Annotated in this window: 14 protein-coding genes; all 14 read left to right on the top strand. The window is 63.9% G+C overall.

Features of this window, described 5'->3' with window-relative positions; all coding sequences use genetic code 11:
• The first annotated feature begins 1 nt into the window (after position 1).
• The gene (gene bamB, locus ACK5JE_RS09345) at positions 2–1,153 is read left to right on the top strand and encodes an outer membrane protein assembly factor BamB (RefSeq protein ID WP_416801437.1); all 1,152 of its coding nucleotides are present in this window, start codon (positions 2–4) and stop codon (positions 1,151–1,153) included.
• Positions 1,116–2,525 (top strand): ribosome biogenesis GTPase Der, encoded by a 1,410-nt coding sequence (der, locus tag ACK5JE_RS09340; protein WP_416801436.1) that lies wholly within the window; start codon positions 1,116–1,118, stop codon positions 2,523–2,525. The genes bamB and der overlap by 38 nt, the downstream gene beginning before the upstream one ends.
• Positions 2,522–3,598 (top strand): histidinol-phosphate transaminase, encoded by a 1,077-nt coding sequence (hisC, locus tag ACK5JE_RS09335; RefSeq protein ID WP_416801435.1) that lies wholly within the window; start codon positions 2,522–2,524, stop codon positions 3,596–3,598. The genes der and hisC overlap by 4 nt, the downstream gene beginning before the upstream one ends.
• A gap of 99 nt (positions 3,599–3,697) precedes the next feature.
• Positions 3,698–3,934, top strand: a complete 237-nt coding sequence (hfq, locus tag ACK5JE_RS09330; RefSeq protein ID WP_416801434.1) for an RNA chaperone Hfq — start codon at positions 3,698–3,700, stop codon at positions 3,932–3,934.
• A gap of 72 nt (positions 3,935–4,006) precedes the next feature.
• The gene (gene hflX, locus ACK5JE_RS09325; protein ID WP_416801433.1) at positions 4,007–5,113 is read left to right on the top strand and encodes a GTPase HflX; all 1,107 of its coding nucleotides are present in this window, start codon (positions 4,007–4,009) and stop codon (positions 5,111–5,113) included.
• Complete coding sequence (gene hflK / locus ACK5JE_RS09320) at positions 5,082–6,407, top strand: FtsH protease activity modulator HflK (protein WP_416801432.1); 1,326 nt, start codon at positions 5,082–5,084, stop codon at positions 6,405–6,407. The genes hflX and hflK overlap by 32 nt, the downstream gene beginning before the upstream one ends.
• A 9-nt stretch (positions 6,408–6,416) precedes the next feature.
• Positions 6,417–7,307 (top strand): protease modulator HflC, encoded by an 891-nt coding sequence (gene hflC / locus ACK5JE_RS09315; protein ID WP_416801431.1) that lies wholly within the window; start codon positions 6,417–6,419, stop codon positions 7,305–7,307.
• A 17-nt stretch (positions 7,308–7,324) separates the two neighbouring features.
• Entirely contained in the window at positions 7,325–8,497 is a 1,173-nt protein-coding gene (locus ACK5JE_RS09310) for an ATP phosphoribosyltransferase regulatory subunit (RefSeq protein WP_416801430.1), read from the top strand.
• Positions 8,498–8,593: 96 nt separating this feature from the next.
• Positions 8,594–9,889: an adenylosuccinate synthase gene (locus tag ACK5JE_RS09305; protein ID WP_416801429.1), complete on the top strand. Its 1,296-nt coding sequence runs from the start codon at positions 8,594–8,596 to the stop codon at positions 9,887–9,889.
• An 81-nt stretch (positions 9,890–9,970) separates the two neighbouring features.
• Positions 9,971–10,531: a phosphoribosyltransferase gene (locus tag ACK5JE_RS09300; protein WP_416801428.1), complete on the top strand. Its 561-nt coding sequence runs from the start codon at positions 9,971–9,973 to the stop codon at positions 10,529–10,531.
• 172 nt (positions 10,532–10,703) lie between these two features.
• Positions 10,704–10,916 carry a 30S ribosomal protein S21 gene (gene rpsU / locus ACK5JE_RS09295; RefSeq protein WP_043681943.1) on the top strand — a complete coding sequence of 71 codons (213 nt, stop codon included), beginning with the start codon at positions 10,704–10,706 and terminating at the stop codon, positions 10,914–10,916.
• Positions 10,917–12,896, top strand: a complete 1,980-nt coding sequence (gene dnaG, locus ACK5JE_RS09290; protein ID WP_416801427.1) for a DNA primase — start codon at positions 10,917–10,919, stop codon at positions 12,894–12,896.
• 66 nt (positions 12,897–12,962) lie between these two features.
• Positions 12,963–15,194: an RNA polymerase sigma factor RpoD gene (gene rpoD / locus ACK5JE_RS09285; protein WP_416801426.1), complete on the top strand. Its 2,232-nt coding sequence runs from the start codon at positions 12,963–12,965 to the stop codon at positions 15,192–15,194.
• A 360-nt stretch (positions 15,195–15,554) separates the two neighbouring features.
• On the top strand, positions 15,555–17,443 hold a 1,889-nt coding region (locus ACK5JE_RS09280; protein WP_416801425.1), incomplete at its 3' end, for a hypothetical protein.

The raw sequence follows: 17,443 nt of genomic DNA, 5'->3' as shown, positions 1-17,443 counted from the left end.
CATGCGATCTCCTTCTCGCCTGTTTCGTGCGGCGCTCGCCGGCCTGATGGCCGCCGGGCTGTCCGGCTGCAGTATGTTTTCCGTCACCGATGCCCGTTTCGACCCCGCGCCGCTGACGGACTATTCGCCCTCGCTGGCCGTGTCGGTGCGCTGGACCGCCTCGATCGGCAGCGGCGGCGGCTACAGTTTTTCTCCTGACCTCGTGGGCGACACGTTGTACGCCGCCACCCCGTCGGGCGCCGTGGCGGCGCTCGATGCGGCGTCCGGCGCACTGCGCTGGCGCATCGACGCCGGGCCGCTGTCGGCTGGCGCGGGCAGCGACGGCCGGGTCGTCGCTGTGGTCACCGAGTCCGGCTCGGTGGTGGCCTACGATGCCCAGGGCAAGGAACTCTGGCGCAGCCAGGCGGCCAGCGCTGTCAAAGTGCCGCCCACCGTCGGCAATGGCATCGTCGCGGTGCGCACCACGGATTACCGCATCCAGGCCTTCGATGCGGCCACCGGCAAGCTGCGCTGGAACGTGCAGCGTCCTGGCCCCGCGCTGGCGCTGCGCACCAGCATCCGCATGCGGTCGACGCCCAATCTGCTGGTCGCCGGCATGCCCAATGGCCGTCTGATGGTGATCGATGCCGCCTCCGGCACCGTGCGCTGGGAAGGCTCGGTGTCCTCATCGCGCGGCGCCTCGGATCTGGAACGCATCACCGACGTGGTGGGCGAGCCCGTCATCGCCGGTCCCCTGCTGTGCGGCGTCAGCTATCAGGGGCGCACGACCTGCTTCGACGTGTCCCAGGGCGGGCGCTCCATCTGGTCCCAGGACATCTCTTCCTCGACCGGCATGAGCACCGACGGCCAGCGCCTCTATCTCGCGGATTCGCGCGACACGGTCCATGCCCTCGACATGAAGGACGGCCATACGCTCTGGAACCAGGCGGCGTTGCTCAACCGCCACCTGGGCGCGCCCGTGCCGGCCGGCTCCGCGGTGGCTGTGGGCGACTTCGAGGGTTACCTGCATTTCCTGTCGCGCGCCGACGGCTCATTGATGGCCCGCCTGGAAGTCGGTGACGGCCCGATCGTCTCGGCGCTGGTCTCCACGCCTCGCGGAGTGGTCGTCCAGACCGATGACGGCAAGCTGGTGCTGGTGGGTGTTGGTGGCTGATTCGCGTTTCAGGCCAGTCGTGGCCCTGGTCGGGCGCACGAACGTCGGCAAATCGACCCTGTTCAACCGCCTGACGCGTTCCCGCGCGGCGCTGGTGGCGAACATCTCCGGGCTGACCCGCGACCGCCACTATGGTGAAGGGCGGGTCGGCGAACATCCCTGCATCGTGGTGGACACCGGCGGATTCGAGCCGGTCGCCACCCGCGGCATTCTTGTCGAGATGGCCCGCCAGACGGCCCAGGCCATTGCCGAGTCCGATGTGGTGATCTTCCTGGTGGATGGGCGCGAAGGCATCAATGCCCACGATCACGAGATCGCCCGCCTGCTGCGCAAATCCGGGCAGCGCGTGCTGCTGGCCGTGAACAAGGCCGAGGGCATGCGCGACCATGCCGATCTGGCCCAGTTCCACGAACTGGGGCTGGGTGAGCCGCATCCGATTTCCGCCGCCCATGGCGATGGCGTGTCGGCCCTGGCCGACGAGGCGCTTGCGCCATTGCTGGCCGCCCGCGCCAGCGAGGCCGATCCCGGCGCTGAGGCGCCGGAAGAAGGTGAAACGCACGATCACCGCATCAAGCTCGCCATCGCCGGACGTCCCAATGTCGGCAAATCCACCCTGATCAATACCCTGGTGGGCGAGGATCGCGTCATCGCTTTCGACCTGCCGGGCACGACGCGCGACGCCATCGAGATCGAATTCGAGCGCGGCGACCGCCGCTACACCCTGATCGATACCGCCGGCCTGCGTCGCCGGGGCAAGGTTTTCGAGGCTGTCGAAAAATTCTCGGTCATCAAGACATTGCAGGCCATCGAGGCCGCCAATGTCGTGCTGCTGCTGATCGATGCCCGCGAAGGCATTTCCGATCAGGATGCCCATATCGCGGGCTTCATCACCGAATCGGGTCGCGCGCTGGTCGTGGGGCTGAACAAATGGGACGCGGTGGATCGTGACCAGCGCGAATGGGTCCAGCGCGAGTACGAGCGCAAGCTGCGGTTCCTGTCGTTTGCCCGGGTGCTGAACCTCTCGGCCCTGAAAGGGCAGGGCGTCGGTCCCGTGCTCAAGGCCGTGGATGCCGCGCATGCCGCCGCCTTCGCCAAACTGTCCACGCCCAAACTCACCCGTACGTTGCAGGCGGCCGTGGAGCAGCAGCCGCCGCCGCGCAAGGGCATTTTCCGGCCCAAGATGCGTTACGCCCACCAGGGCGGGCAGAATCCGCCGCGCATCATCATCCATGGCAACGCGCTGGATGCGGTGCCCGATTCCTATCGCCGCTACCTGGAAGGCCAGTTCCGCGATGCCTTCAATCTGGCCGGCACTCCCCTGTCGGTGGAGTTCAAATCCTCGCACAACCCCTACCTGAAGGACACGCCGTGAGCCAGCTCTGGAGCGATCATGTCGCGGGCCTGATGCCCTATGTCCCGGGCGAACAGGCCCGCATTCCAGACCTGCTCAAGCTCAATACCAACGAGAATCCGTACGGGCCCTCGCCCCGGGCGATCGAGGCCATGCGCGCCGCCCTGTCCGATGAAATGCGTCTGTATCCGGATTATCAGGCGCTGGATCTGCGCCGGGTGATCGCGGACCGCTTCGGTCTGGCGCCCGATCAGGTGTTCCTGGGCAACGGGTCCGACGAAATCCTGGCGCATGTGTTCAATGGCCTGTTCCTGCGTGGTGGCCGCCCCCTGTGGCTGCCCGATGTGACCTACAGCTTTTACAAGACCTATTGCCGTCTGTATGAGGTGCCGCATCGCCTGATCCCGCTGGACGAGGATTTTGTTCTGAATGTGGCGGACTACACCGGCACAGCCGATCCGGAGCCCGCAGGCGTCATCTTCGCCAATCCGAACGCGCCCACCGGTCGCGCCCTGTCGCTGGACGAGATCATCGCCATTGCACAGGCGCGGCCCGACAGCGCCGTCGTGGTCGATGAGGCCTATGTGGATTTCGGCGCCGAATCGGCGACCGCGCTGATCGGACGGTTTCCCAACATTCTGGTGATTCATACGCTGTCCAAGTCCCGCTCCCTGGCCGGCCTGCGGGTGGGGTATGCGCTGGGTCATGCCGACCTGATCGCCGGGCTGACCCGCATCAAGGACAGTTTCAACTCCTATCCCCTGGATCGTGTGGCCCTGGCCGGCGCCCGGGCCGCGATCGAGGACGAGGCCTGGTTCGACCAGACCCGCCAGGCAGTGATTGATGCCCGCGAGCAGCTGGCGCGAGACCTGGGCGCGCTGGGTTTCGAGGTGCTGCCCTCCAAGGCCAATTTCGTCTTTGTCCGCCATCCGGGTCGGGACGCCGCCGATCTGGCGGCCGGACTGCGCCAGAGCGGCATCCTGGTGCGGCATTTCCGCGTGCCGCGCATCGATCAGTATCTGCGCATCACCGTGGGGATGCCGGAACAATGCGCCCGGCTGTGCGACGCGCTGCGCGCCATGCCTGCGGTGTGAGCCATTCGTTGACACGGCCTCGTGACGTTGCAATGCATCAAGCGCGAAACGCATTAAAATAAACCTTCCACCATAACTTCAATAACCGGAGCCTCGTCCATGAGCAATAAAGGGCAAATTCTCCAAGACCCGTTCCTGAACGCCTTGCGCAAGGACCACGTGCCCGTCTCGATCTACCTGGTCAACGGGATCAAGCTGCAAGGCCAGGTCGAGTCCTTTGATCAATATGTCGTGCTGCTGCGCAACACGGTGACCCAGATGGTCTACAAGCACGCCATCTCCACCGTCGTGCCTGCCCGTCCCGTTTCCTTCCAGGTGGACGACTCTGTCGAATAAGCCGCTGCTGTCCGTTTTGCCGCCCGCCGCGCGTTCCGCGCCGGCGGGCATTCGTTTTGTGGTGCGTCGTCCATGAAATCGCTCGTCATCAGCGTCGATCTGGGCGAACCCGACTATGCCGCCCATGCCGAGGAATTCCTCATGCTCGCCGGCGGGGCGGGGGCCGATATCGTCGAGGTGCTCACCGCCCGGCGCAGCCGGCCGGATGCAGCGGGTTTCATCGGTTCGGGCAAGATCGAGGAGGCTGCCGCCCTGGTCAAGGCCACCGGCGCCGAGGTCGTGCTGTTCGACCAGACGCTCACCCCGGCCCAGCAGCGCAACCTGGAGCGTCATTTCGAGGTGCGCGTCGTCGACCGGGTGGCCCTGATCCTGGACATCTTCGCCCTGCGCGCCAAGAGCCACGAGGGCAAGCTCCAGGTCGAACTGGCCCAGTTGCAGCATCTGTCCACCCGGCTGACCCGGATGTGGACCCACCTGGAGCGTCAGCGCGGCGGGATCGGTGTGCGCGGTCCAGGCGAGTCGCAGCTGGAAACCGACCGGCGCCTGATCGGCGTGCGCGTGCGCGCCCTGAAAGAACGGCTCGAACGCGTTCAGCGCCAGCGTCTGACCCAGCGCCGCGCGCGGGTGCGTGGCAAGACCCTGTCCGTCTCGCTGGTCGGCTATACCAACGCCGGCAAGTCCACGCTGTTCAATGCGCTGACGCGCGCCGGGGCCTATACCGCCGATCAGCTCTTTGCCACGCTGGACACCACGACGCGCCGCGTCTGGATCGAAGGGGCGGGGCAGGTCGTCGTCTCCGACACGGTGGGGTTCATCCGGTCCTTGCCGCCGATGCTGATCGCGGCGTTCCGGGCCACCCTCGAAGAGACCGTCCATGCCGATCTGCTGCTGCACGTGGTCGATGCGGCCAGTCCGCAGCGTGACGAGCAGGCGGCGGCGGTCAACCAGGTCCTGCGGGATATCGATGCCCACGAAATTCCGCAGATTCTGGTGTACAACAAAATCGATGCAGCCGGTTACGAACCCCGGGTCGAGCGAAATGAACATGGTACGATTGCGCGAGTCTTTGTCAGCGCCCTGCAACGCAGTGGACTGGACGGCTTGCGGCAGTCGATTGTTGAATTTGGTGGGGAGCCTACGGGAAACAATGCGTTTGATGAAACTGTTCAACCTGAATGATCCTGGCTGGGGTCGGGGCAACCAGAACCAGAACGACGATCCGCGCGGCAAGCCGGACCCTTCCTCAGGGCCTCCGGACCTGGACGAAGTCTGGCGTGATTTCAGCAAGCGGCTCAACGGCATGTTCGGCCGCAAGGGCGGCAACCGGGGCTCACGTCCGCCCTCGGGCGGGGGCATGCCCTCGCTGCCGGGACCGTCCCCGCGATTCCTGCTGCTGCTGGCCGTGGTGGCCGTGCTGCTGTGGCTGGCCAGCGGTTTCATGATCGTCCAGGAAGGCCAGGTGTCCGTCGTCACCCGGTTCGGTCAATACGTCAAGACGCTCGGCCCGGGCCTGCAATGGCGCATGCCGTATCCCATCGAGGCATCCCAGCCGGTGAACATCGCGCAGTTGCGGACCTTCGAGGTCGGTTTCCGCGGGTCGTCGCGCAACAAGGTGCTGCCTGAATCCCTGATGCTCACCAATGACGAGAACATCGTCGATGTGCAGTTCGTGGTTCAGTACCGGCTGCTGCCCGATGGCGCGCCGTCCTATCTGTTCAATACCAGCCAGCCCGACGAATCCGTGCGGCAGGCGGCCGAGACCGCCATGCGCGAGATCGTCGGCCGCAAGCCCATGGACTTTGTCCTGTATTCGGGCCGGACCGAGGTCGCCTCCGAAGTCCAGACGCTGGCGCAGTCCATCCTGGACCGTTACAAGACCGGGATCCAGATCTCTACGGTGGCCATCCAGAACGTCCAGCCGCCCGAACAAGTTCAGGCGGCGTTCGACGATGCCGTCAAGGCCGGCCAGGATCGCGAGCGTCAGATCAATGAGGGCAATGCCTACGCCAGCAAGGTCGTTCCCGAGGCCGAGGGTCAGGCCGCCCGCATGATTCAGGAATCCGAGGGCTACAGCGCGCAGGTCATCGGCCAGGCCCAGGGTGATACCTCGCGTTTCAACAGCATCGCCGCCGAATACGCCAAGGCGCCCGGCGTCACGCGCGAGCGCCTGTACCTGGAAACCATGCAGGACATCCTGAGCGATACCGCCAAGGTCATGATCGACGCGCCGGTGGGCAACAACATGCTCTACCTGCCGCTGGACAAGATCATGGGCCAGGCGGCTCGCGCGGTGGACGGGACATCGTCCTTGGGGTCGCGCGATGCCGGGTCGTCGGGCGGATCGGTGCCGGCGGCCGCCGGCGGATCTGCGCAGGCGGCCCGTGGACCGTCCGGCCCGGGCACCAGCCGTGCGGCGTCTCGCGGTGTGCCAGCGGGTCTGGACAGTCTGATGACCAGCCCGTATTCCAACTAGGAGCCCAAGATGCAACGCTTTTTTCCCGCCCTGGTCGGTCTGGTCCTGCTCGTCGCGGTGTTGTCCTCGTCCATGTTCGTGGTGCGCGAGCGTGATTCCGCGCTGCTGTTCGCCCTGGGCGAAGTCCGCGAAACCATCACCAAGCCGGGGCTGTACTTCAAGTTCCCGCCGCCCTTTGAAAACGTCGTTTACCTGGACAAGCGGCTGCAGACCATCGAAACGCGCGATCCAGAACGCATCCAGACCGCCGAAAAGAAAAACCTGCTGATCGACTCCTTCGTCAAATGGCGCATCGTCGACCCGCGTCAGTACTATGTCACGTTCGGGGCCAACAGCAATGCTGCGGTCGAGCGCCTGCAGGCGCAGATTCGCGACGCCCTGAACGCCGCCGTCAACGTGCGCACGGTCAAGCAGGTGGTGTCCACCGACCGTGACACCATCATGAAAGAAATCCAGACCGCCGTGGCGCGCCGCGCCCAGCCGTTCGGGGTGGATGTGGTGGATGTGCGGCTGCGGCGCATCGATTTCGCGCCTGAGATTTCCGAATCCGTCTACCGGCGCATGGAGGCCGAGCGCAAGCAGGAGGCCAACCGCCTGCGGGCCAGCGGCGCTGCCGACAGCGAACGCATTCGCGCCGAGGCCGACCGCAAGCGCCAGGAGATCCTGGCCAAGGCTTACGCCGAATCCCAGGCCAAGCGCGGCGAGGGTGATGCCACGGCGGCGGCGATCTATGCCAAGGCCTACGGCCAGGACCCCGGGTTCTACAGCTTCTACAAGAGCCTCGATGCGTATCGCGCGGCCTTCGCCAACCAGAAAGACACACTGATCCTGAGCCCGGATTCGGATTTCTTCCGCTTCTGGGATCGCGCGCAGGGCAGCGAGCCCGCCGTCGTGCAGTGAACGAGGATCGACGGACCATGAGGTCAAGCTGGCTGCTGCCGGAAAATCTGTCGGACATTCTGCCTGCCGAGGCGCGCCGCATCGAGGAACTGCGCCGTGAGCTGCTGGACCTGTATCGGACCTACGGCTTCGAACTCGTCGCGCCGCCCATGGTGGAGTATCTCGATTCCCTGATGCCGGCCGATGACGAGGCCCTGCGCCTGCGCACCTGCAAGCTGGTGGACCAGCTCTCGGGTCTGACGATGGGGGTGCGGGCCGATATCACGATCCAGGTCTCGCGCATCGACGCGCATCTGCTCAACCGCGAAGGCGTCACCCGGCTGTGCTATTGCGGCCCCGTGGTGCATGCGCGGGCGGCCGGGCTGACGTCGGATCGGGAATTGTTGCAGATCGGCGCGGAAATCTTCGGCCATGCGGGCGTCCAGGCCGATATCGAGGCGATTCGTCTGGCGCTGGAATCCGTGCGCCGGGCCGGCGTCCAGCAGCCGCGTCTGGATCTGAATCACCCAGGAATAGGACGGGCGCTGGTCGAGGCCGATCCGGCGCTGATCGAGGTTGCCGATGTGGTTTTTGAACTGCTCAGCGCCAAGGATGCCCCCGGCCTGGTGGCCTTGTGCGCGGAAGTCGGCGTACGCGCCGACAGCCGGGATGCGCTGACAGCGCTGACCGCACTATACGGCGACCTGACGGTGCTCGATCTTGCCCGCCAGCGGCTGCCCGGCCTGCCGGCGGTACGGGCGGCGCTGGATGACCTGCGCACCTTGTGCGTCGCCTTGCCGGATGCCCCGATCGCCCTGGATCTGGCGGACATGGGCGGGGGTTACCGCTATCACTCCGGCGTCATGTTCGCCATCTACGCAACGGGCTGGCACGATGCGCTGGTCCGGGGCGGGCGCTATGACGGGATCGGGCGCAAATTCGGCCGGACCCGTCCAGCCACCGGTTTCAGTCTGGACCTGCGCAAACTGTCCGCAGGCCTGCCCGACGCGCAGCCTGTCCAGGCCATTCGCGCGCCCTGGTCCGCGGATCCCGCCCTGACGCACGCCATCCGCGCGCTGCGGGATCAGGGGCGGGTCGTGATCCAGGCGCTGCCGGGCGAACGCCAGTGTCCGGATGAATTCTTCGTCGATCAGGAATTGACCGTCATCGGCGGTGAATGGATCCTTCGGCCCCTGGACGGCGCCGTCTGAGGACGACGGTCTGAGGACGACGGTCGTCCAACTTGTCACCAATGGTATAAACTAACCCGTTTTCCATGACGGTATTCGCCGTCTTCAGAAAGACTTATGAGCAAGAACATCGTCGTGATCGGCACCCAGAGGGGTGACGAAGGCAAGGGCAAGATCGTCGACTGGCTGGCCGAATCGGCCCAGGGCGTCGTGCGTTTCCAGGGAGGGCACAATGCCGGCCACACCCTGTGGATCAATGGCCGCAAGACCATCCTGCGCCTGATTCCGTCGGGCATCATGCACCCGCACGTCACCTGCTATATCGGCAATGGCGTGGTGCTCTCGCCCGAGGCGCTGCTTGCCGAAATCGGCGAGCTCGAGGCGGCCGGTCTCGACGTGCGCTCGCGACTGCAGATTTCCGACGCCTGCCCGCTGATCCTGCCGTACCACGTGGCGCTGGATCAGGCCCGCGAGGCCCGCAAGGGCGAGGGCAAGATCGGCACCACGGGCCGTGGCATCGGTCCCGCCTACGAGGACAAGATCGCGCGCCGCGCCCTGCGCGTCCAGGATCTGTACGATCCGGACGTGTTCGACGAAAAGCTCGCCGAGGTCCTGGACTACCACAACTTCGTGCTGACGCAGTATCTGGGTGCCAAGCCGGTGGAGGCCGCGCAGGTGCGCGACCAGGTCATGGCCCTGGCGCCGCAGATCGAACCCATGGTGGCCGATGTCTCCAGCAGCCTGCACATCGCGCGCCGCTCGGGTCAGAACCTGCTGTTCGAGGGCGCCCAGGGATCCCTGCTGGATATCGATCACGGCACCTATCCCTTTGTCACCAGCAGCAACTGCGTGGCGGGCGCGGCGGCGGCCGGCGCAGGGGTCGGGCCTCAGGCGCTCGATGACGTCCTGGGCATTGCCAAGGCCTATACCACGCGCGTCGGCTCGGGGCCGTTCCCGACCGAACTGCTGGACGACACCGGTCTGCGCCTGGCCACGGTGGGCAAGGAATTCGGCTCGGTCACGGGCCGGCCGCGCCGCTGTGGCTGGTTCGATGGCGCGGCCATGAAACGCTCGGTCATGATCAATGGCCTGACGGGGCTGTGCATCACCAAGCTGGATGTGCTCGATGGCGTCGAACAGATCAAGATCGGCGTCGGCTACCGTTACAAGGGCAAATTCCTGGATGTGCTGCCTTACGGCGCCCATGCGGCCGCCGAGGCCGAGCCCGTTCTCGAGGAAATGGCCGGTTGGACGGAGTCCACCGTGGGCATCACCGAATACGACAAACTGCCGGTCAACGCGCGCCGCTATCTCGAGCGCATCGCCGAGGTCTGTGACGTGCCGATCGACATGGTCTCGACCGGCCCCGACCGGCTGGAGACCATCGTCCTGCGCAATCCCCTCCAGGGTTGACGCGCCGGAGCCCTCCGACCGCAAGCCCGCTTGCGGTTTTTTCATGGTTCACATCCACCTTCAGACGAACGGAAAACAGCGATGAACATGCCACCGAGTACGGAGCGTGACCTCTGGGTCAGCTGGGAACAGTATCACGGCCTGGTCGAACGACTGGCCCTGCAGGTCCACGAATCGGGATGGGACTTCGACAAGATCCTCTGCCTGGCGCGCGGCGGAGTGCGCGTGGGCGATGTGCTGTCGCGTATTTTCGACCTGCCCCTGGGCATTCTGGCAACCAGCAGCTATCGCGAGGCGGCGGGCACGGTGCAGGGGCAGCTCGACATTGCCCAGTTCATCACGATTACCCGCGGCACACTGGACGGCCGGGTGCTGCTGGTGGACGACATGGTGGACACGGGCCTGACCTTCACCCGGGTGCGCGACCATCTGGTCAATCAGTTCCCGGGCATTACCGAGCTGCGGACGGCGGTGCTCTGGGTCAAGGGGCATTCCAGGGTGCAGCCAGACTATCATGTCGAGCACCTGCCGACCAATCCCTGGATCCATCAGCCCTTCGAGGACTACGACAGCCTGCGGCCGCATCAGCTGGAATCCTGGATCCGCAAGGGCGTGCGTACGGCTTATCCGGATTCGAAGTAGCGCCTGGGGCCCGCTGCGCATGGCCTTGCCCCTTGTTTCATGCTAGAATCTTCTGTCTAAGCAGAGATTTTTCCGGTTTTGCCGGGTCTCGATCTTGATTCCAACCCAACCCTGGGTGCACCGGATGCCTTGCGTCCGACATCCATGAATTCACAGGCTTTCAAGGATTTACATGCCGATTGTCCGCCTCAAAGAAAACGAGCCCTTCGAGGCTGCCCTGCGGCGCTTCAAGCGCACCATCGAAAAGACCGGTCTGCTGACCGAACTGCGTTCGCGCGAGTTCTACGAAAAGCCCACGGCCGAGCGCAAACGCAAGCGTGCCGCCGCCGTCAAGCGCCACTACAAGCGCATCCGCAGCCAACAACTGCCGCCGCGACTCTATTGATTGATTCCTGATTCCTTCATTCAGGATCTGCTTGCGCGCGTCGATATCGTCGACGTCGTCGGCCGGTACGTCAAGCTGCGCAAAGGGGGCGCAAACCTGCTGGGTTTGTGCCCTTTTCACAATGAAAAGACCCCGTCGTTCACCGTCAGCCCGACCAAGCAGTTCTATCATTGTTTCGGATGCGGCGCGCATGGCACCGCGCTGCGGTTCCTGACCGAGCACACCGGTGCGCCGTTCCCGGAGGCCGTGCGCAGTCTTGCGGCCAGTGTCGGCATGGCGGTGCCCGAGGAACCTCGCAGTCCCCGCCAGCGCGCTGCCGACCGCGAGCGTCGCGAGGAAGGCTCCCGCCAGCACCGCATTCTGGATCAGGCCCGGGCGCATTACCGCGCGGCTCTGAAACAGACTCCCGAGGCCATCGAATACCTGAAGCGCCGGGGCCTGAGCGGCGAGATCGCCGCCCGTTTCGGGCTGGGCTGGGCCAGCCGCGACCGGCGCGGTCTGGCGACCGTCTTTTCGCATTATGAGGATCCCGCGCTGCTGGAATCCGGGCTGGTGATCGAGTCCGAGGATGGCCGGCGCCATGACCGGTTTCGCGGTCGGGTCATGTTCCCGATCCACAATGGACGCGGTCAGTTGATCGGTTTTGGCGGCCGCCTGATCGAGCCCGGCGAGCCCAAATATCTGAACTCTCCCGAGACCAGCCTGTTCTCCAAGGGCAACGAGCTCTATGGGCTGCATGAGGCGCGCGCGGGCATCCGCGCGGAGGACTGCGTGCTGGTGGTCGAAGGCTACATGGACGTGGTGGCCCTGGCGCAGTACGGATTGAACAATGCCGTGGCCACGCTGGGCACCTCCACCACGCCGGAGCACCTGCGCAAACTGCGCCGCGCCAGCGACCGCATCATTTTCAGCTTCGATGGCGATGGCGCCGGGCGCAAGGCCGCCTGGCGGGCGTTGCAGGCCTGCCTGCCCTGGGTCGCCGAAGACATCTCGATGCGATTCCTGTTTTTGCCGGAAGGCCACGATCCGGATTCCTACGTGCGGGCCCATGGTACCCAGGCGCTGCGCGCCTGCCTGGAAGAGGCCGCGCCGCTGTCGCGCTTCATGCTCGACGAACTGGCCGCGCGCCATGACCTGGAAGAAGCCGAGGGCAGGGCGGCGTGCGTGCACGAGGCGCGGCCGCTGTTCGCGCAGATGCCCGAGGGCGGGTTCCGGTTGCAGCTGGAGCGCGAATTCGCTCGTCAGGTCCGGTTGACCCCCGAGGAACTGTCGCAGCTCCTGGCCGTCGCGGACCGGCCCGCCGGCGCAGCCGGGCAAGCGAACGCACCGGTGCGGCGTCCGGCCGGCGCGGGCGGGCAGAGCGGCATCGCCGGCCCCGGCATGGGATCCTCCGAGCGGGTTGCCTTTCCGGATGCGGGCGGCATGCCTGAACCGGATGAGGACCTGTGGGCGGGTAGCGAAAATCCGGGCGCGGGCATGACGCTGGACGGCGCTTTCTCCTGGCAGGACAGCGCGCCGTCCCGGACCTCGCGCAGTGCGCGCCGGGGAGGCGGATCACGGCAGGTGACCCCCATGGCGCGGCGGCTGCTGCGGTTGCTCCTGGCGCATCCCGCGCTGGTGTCGGGATTGGGTGATCAGCAGCTTGAATTACTGGCCCGGCATCCCCATCTGGAACTTGTGAGGCAGCTCATCGGTCTGGCCAGCACCTGCGGCGCCGCCCATGCGGGGGCATTGCTGCAGGCGGCTGATCCAGAGTCGGATCTCGCCCGGGCGATCCAGGATCTGTCCACCGAACTGATGGCCCAGGACCTGCCGGACCCGCAGGCCGAATGGGACGATGCCTTGCGGACCATCGAACGTCAGACGGTGCAGGAACAATGCGACCGGCTGATCGAGTCCGGCCTGACAACGGAAGAAGACCGCCGCCGTTACCAGGAACTCAGCCGGCGGCTGGCCCGGCTCAAGGCCGGGGCAGGATGATTCTTCCCCGCAAGTGCAGTAAACTACAAAGTTCTCAATAAGTTGTCGCGTCAACGGAACCCACACATGACCCAGAAAACTGGCAAGGCCCCAGCGGCCGCCAAAAAAACGGCTGCCAAAAAAACCAAGGCGGCGGGCAGTTCGTCCGAGGCCAAGGTGAAGACGGCCAGGGTGGCGGCGGTACCGGAGACCGCCGTGGCCAAAAAGGCCCCCCGCAAAGCGACCGCTGCGAAAACAGCGGCCGGCAACAAGCCTTCGACCGCCAAAAAGACCGCTGCGGACAAGCCACGCGCTGCCAAGGCCGTGCCTTCGGGGCGCAAACCCGGCCGTCCGGCCAAGAACGCCGGCAATGACAGTGGCGATTATGTCAATGACGACGTCGAGGACGGCGAGGTCATCCCTGATCTCAAGCCGCTGCCCAAGCGCGGTGGCAAGCGGGCCAAGGGCGAAAAGGACAGCCCGTCACGCAGCCCGATGACTCCCGAGGAACAGGAGGCCCGGCGCAACCGTCTGAAAATCCTGATCAAGCTCGGCAAGGATCGTGGCTACCTGACCTATGGCGAAATCAACGATCATCTGCCCGATGATCTGGTCGACGCCGAGGCCATCGACGGCATCATCAGCACCTTCAGCGACATGGGGATTTCGGTCTACGACCAGGCCCCGGACGCAGAGACCCTGCTGATGAGCGACAACGTGCCTTCATCCGCCAGCGACGACGATGTCGAGGACGAGGCCGAGGCCGCCCTGACCACGGTGGATTCGGATTTTGGCCGCACCACCGATCCGGTGCGCATGTACATGCGCGAGATGGGCACGGTCGAGCTCCTTACCCGCGAAGGCGAAATCGAGATCGCCAAGCGCATCGAGGATGGCCTGAAGCACATGGTCATGGCCATCGCGGCCTGCCCGACCACGGTCAACGAGATCTTGGAGCACGTGCGCCGCGTGCGTGACGGCTCCGCCCAGATCGACGAGGTCGTGGATGGTCTGATCGACGAGGAAGGCGAGGACTACGCCGGCTCGGGCGTGGCCTCCGACGAGGACGACGGTCCGGCCGGCGGCATGAGCAGCAAGCAGCTCGAGTATCTGCGCGCCAAGGCCCTCAAGATTTTCGACGAGGTCGAGACCTGGTTCGACAAGATGCGCGTGGCCTTCGAATCCGAGGGCTACCGCTCCACCGCCTATGTCCGGGCGCGCGAAGCCATCCACGGTCAGCTCATGGGCGTGCGCTTTACTGCCAAGATGGTCGAGCGTCTGGCCGATGCCCTGCGCGCCCAGGTCGCCGAGGTCCGTGCCCAGGAGCGCGCCGCCATGGCGATCTGCGTGAATCGCGCGGGCATGCCGCGGGCGCATTTCATCAAGGCCTTTCCCGGCAATGAGACCAATCTGGACTGGGTGGACGGGGAGATCGCCGCCGGCCATGGCTATTCCGAGACCCTGGCGCGCCACGCGCCGGCGATCCAGGAGGTCCAGCAAAAGCTGCTCGAGCTGCAACGCAACGTGGTGCTGCCTCTCAAGGACCTCAAGGACGTCAACAAGCGCATGGCCACCGGCGAGGCCAAGGCCCGCAAGGCCAAGCGTGAGATGACCGAGGCCAACCTGCGGCTGGTGATTTCCATCGCCAAGAAATACACCAACCGCGGCCTGCAGTTCCTGGATCTGATCCAGGAGGGCAACATCGGCCTGATGAAGGCCGTGGACAAGTTCGAGTACCGGCGCGGCTACAAATTCTCCACCTATGCGACATGGTGGATCCGCCAGGCCATCACCCGGTCGATCGCCGATCAGGCCCGCACCATCCGCATTCCGGTGCACATGATCGAGACGATCAACAAGATGAACCGGATCAATCGCCAGATCCTGCAGGAAACCGGTGCCGAGCCGGATCCGGCCACCCTGGCGCAAAAAATGGACATGCCGGAAGACAAGGTCCGCAAGATCCTCAAGATCGCCAAGGAACCGATCTCGATGGAAACCCCCATCGGCGACGACGACGATTCCCATCTGGGCGATTTCATCGAGGATACCGGCACCGTCTCGCCTTCGGATTCAGCCTTGCACGGCTCCATGCGCGATGTCGTCAAGGAGGTCCTGGATTCGCTCACGCCGCGCGAAGCCAAGGTCCTGCGCATGCGTTTCGGGATCGAGATGAGCACCGACCAGACCCTCGAGGAGGTCGGCAAGCAGTTCGACGTCACCCGCGAGCGCATCCGCCAGATCGAGGCCAAGGCCTTGCGTAAATTGCGTCACCCCAGCCGCGCGGACAAGCTCAAGAGCTTCCTCGAAGGCCAGTAACGCAACCATTCAGCTGGCAGATTGCGGGCCGCCCCAAGGGGCGGCCCGTTTTTTTGCGCCCCTGGCGAGGCGTTCGTTTGTCTCTTTTCCGCATTCCAGGATGCAAGATAAAAATTCATGCCGCCTTCGTGCCTGGCTGCGTGATATTGCTTTCAACCCCTGGATAAGAAAGAAAATCATGGGTTTGATTCATTATTTTCAATATCTTTTGAGAATTTTCGATTTTTGCCGTAAGGATGGTTCGCGCTATTCAAAACATGGAACAGAATTGACAATTCTTGAATTGACACTCTTCTAAGAGATCCATAATCTGGGTCATAAGTTAATAGTTAAAATTTCAAATGGACTGTGAATAGAGAGATGCACAATTCTAAGAAAATGCCAAAAAGTGATGAAAAGAGATGGATTTCTGAGATGTCCGTGCTCAAGGGATCCGTCATCGTGAATGAGCTGTCTTGGCGTGCCATGCGGTTCGGGGCCGTGGCGGCGACAGGGATTGCGATGCTGGCCGGTTCAGCGGGAGACGTGCTGGCGGGAACCTGCACGGAGTCCTCTAGCGGCAGCGGCGTATGGTCTTGCTCTGGTCCGGCCAGTCCTTTAGACGAAATGCAGCCGAAGTGGCCTATGCAAGCGGCTGACGGGACGCTGAAGGTCACCACAGAAACGGGCTTCGGCTTGAGCGTCAGCGGAGGCAACTCTACCTCGGATCGTGGTCTGAATCTGATTGCCAACAAGGACCTTATCTTTGATGATCTGGGGAATCAGTCATCGATCACCGGCAGTATAGGCATGCTTGTATACAATTTTGGTACGGGTTCGGTTTCATTGACTTCGACGGGGACGGTGACTTCGAATCAATCGGATGGGAAGGGGACGGGTATTGATGTGCGCAATTATAGCCGCGACAGCGGAGACCTGACCGTTAATGTCGCCAATGTGGTTGGTGGTGCGGTCGGGCTTTACGCTGAAAAGAGAGGTACCGGTGCGATTTCTGTCACGGCAACTGGAATAGTCACAGCAAATAATGGTATCGGTTCCGCTATTAGTATCAGTAATACTGGCAGCATCGACAGCTCGACAACATTTGTCTCCACAGGGTCCGTGATATCAAGTGGAGCGGGTACCTCGGGTATCTACGTCCTTCATAATTCCAAAGGCCCGCTGACTGTGTCCGTTCATGATGTGTCGTCGGAGAACCATACAGCGATCAGCATCAATAACAGTGGTGATGGCAGCAGTAGCGTTTATGGTTTGACCTCTCTCAGTGTTGATGGAACGGTTCGAGGGGGGGCGAGTTCCGACAGTGCCGGCATTGAGCTGAAGACCGTTGTTCCGAGCTTGGGAAGCGTGACTGAGGCGGATCAGCGCGTGATCCTGAAAAATGGCGCAGATGTCAGTTCAATTTCGGGCATTGCCTTGCGGGGGTATCGTGGAAACATGACGCTCGACATGCAGCCAGGTTCCAGATTGACTGGCCAAGTCCTGCTTGGGTATGGCAGTGATACCGTTTTGCTCAGCGACGGCAGTGATTTCAGCGGGGCAACTTTTGATGCGCAACACGATCTTTCCTCGCCAGATAATGACACCTTGGTGTTCCGGAATGTGACTGCGACGACGGTCATGGATCAGTTCATCGACTTCGAGAAAATTACGGTCGATGGTGGCGCGGTGACCTGGTCTGACTTGGTGCTGCCCAACTCCGTCTACAGCATCGAAACCGATCTTTCTGTGACCCATGCAGGGCGCTTCATCACACCGGCCGATTTTGCCCTGAAAGGCAGTCTGGATACCAGTGCGGGCGGAATTTTCGATGCGTCGGCGGGCGGTGTCCATGTGACGGGGCCAGTGTCCAATGCGGGCACGATCAACCTCGCGGGCGGCGCGATTGGCGATGAACTGATGATCGACGGCAACTACACGGGCGGTGGCGCCTTGCTCGTGGATTCCCGCTGGGACAATCCGGACGTTCAGGTCACCGATCACCTGACCATCACGGGAGATGCCGATGGCGTGACCACGGTCTCCGTGCCCGATGGCATCATCGGCAACGTGACGCAAAGTGAGATAGGCGGACCCGCCAAGAATGGCCAATGGCTCGCTCCGGTGGTCACGGTGCAGGGCACCGATCTGAACAAGGCGGGCACCTTTGTCGGTTCGGCCGAGACGACCAATGCGGGCCAGGCACAGCTTGCGCAGCGCGATGACGCCAATGGCGCCAGCAACTATTACTGGACGCTGTCGGCCAAGGT

Origin of the sequence: Castellaniella sp., assembly GCF_047971665.1 — a bacterium.
Lineage (GTDB): Bacteria > Pseudomonadota > Gammaproteobacteria > Burkholderiales > Burkholderiaceae_B > Castellaniella.
The sequence above is the reverse complement of the archived record's forward strand: the minus strand, read 5'-3'. Positions and strand labels throughout refer to the sequence as shown.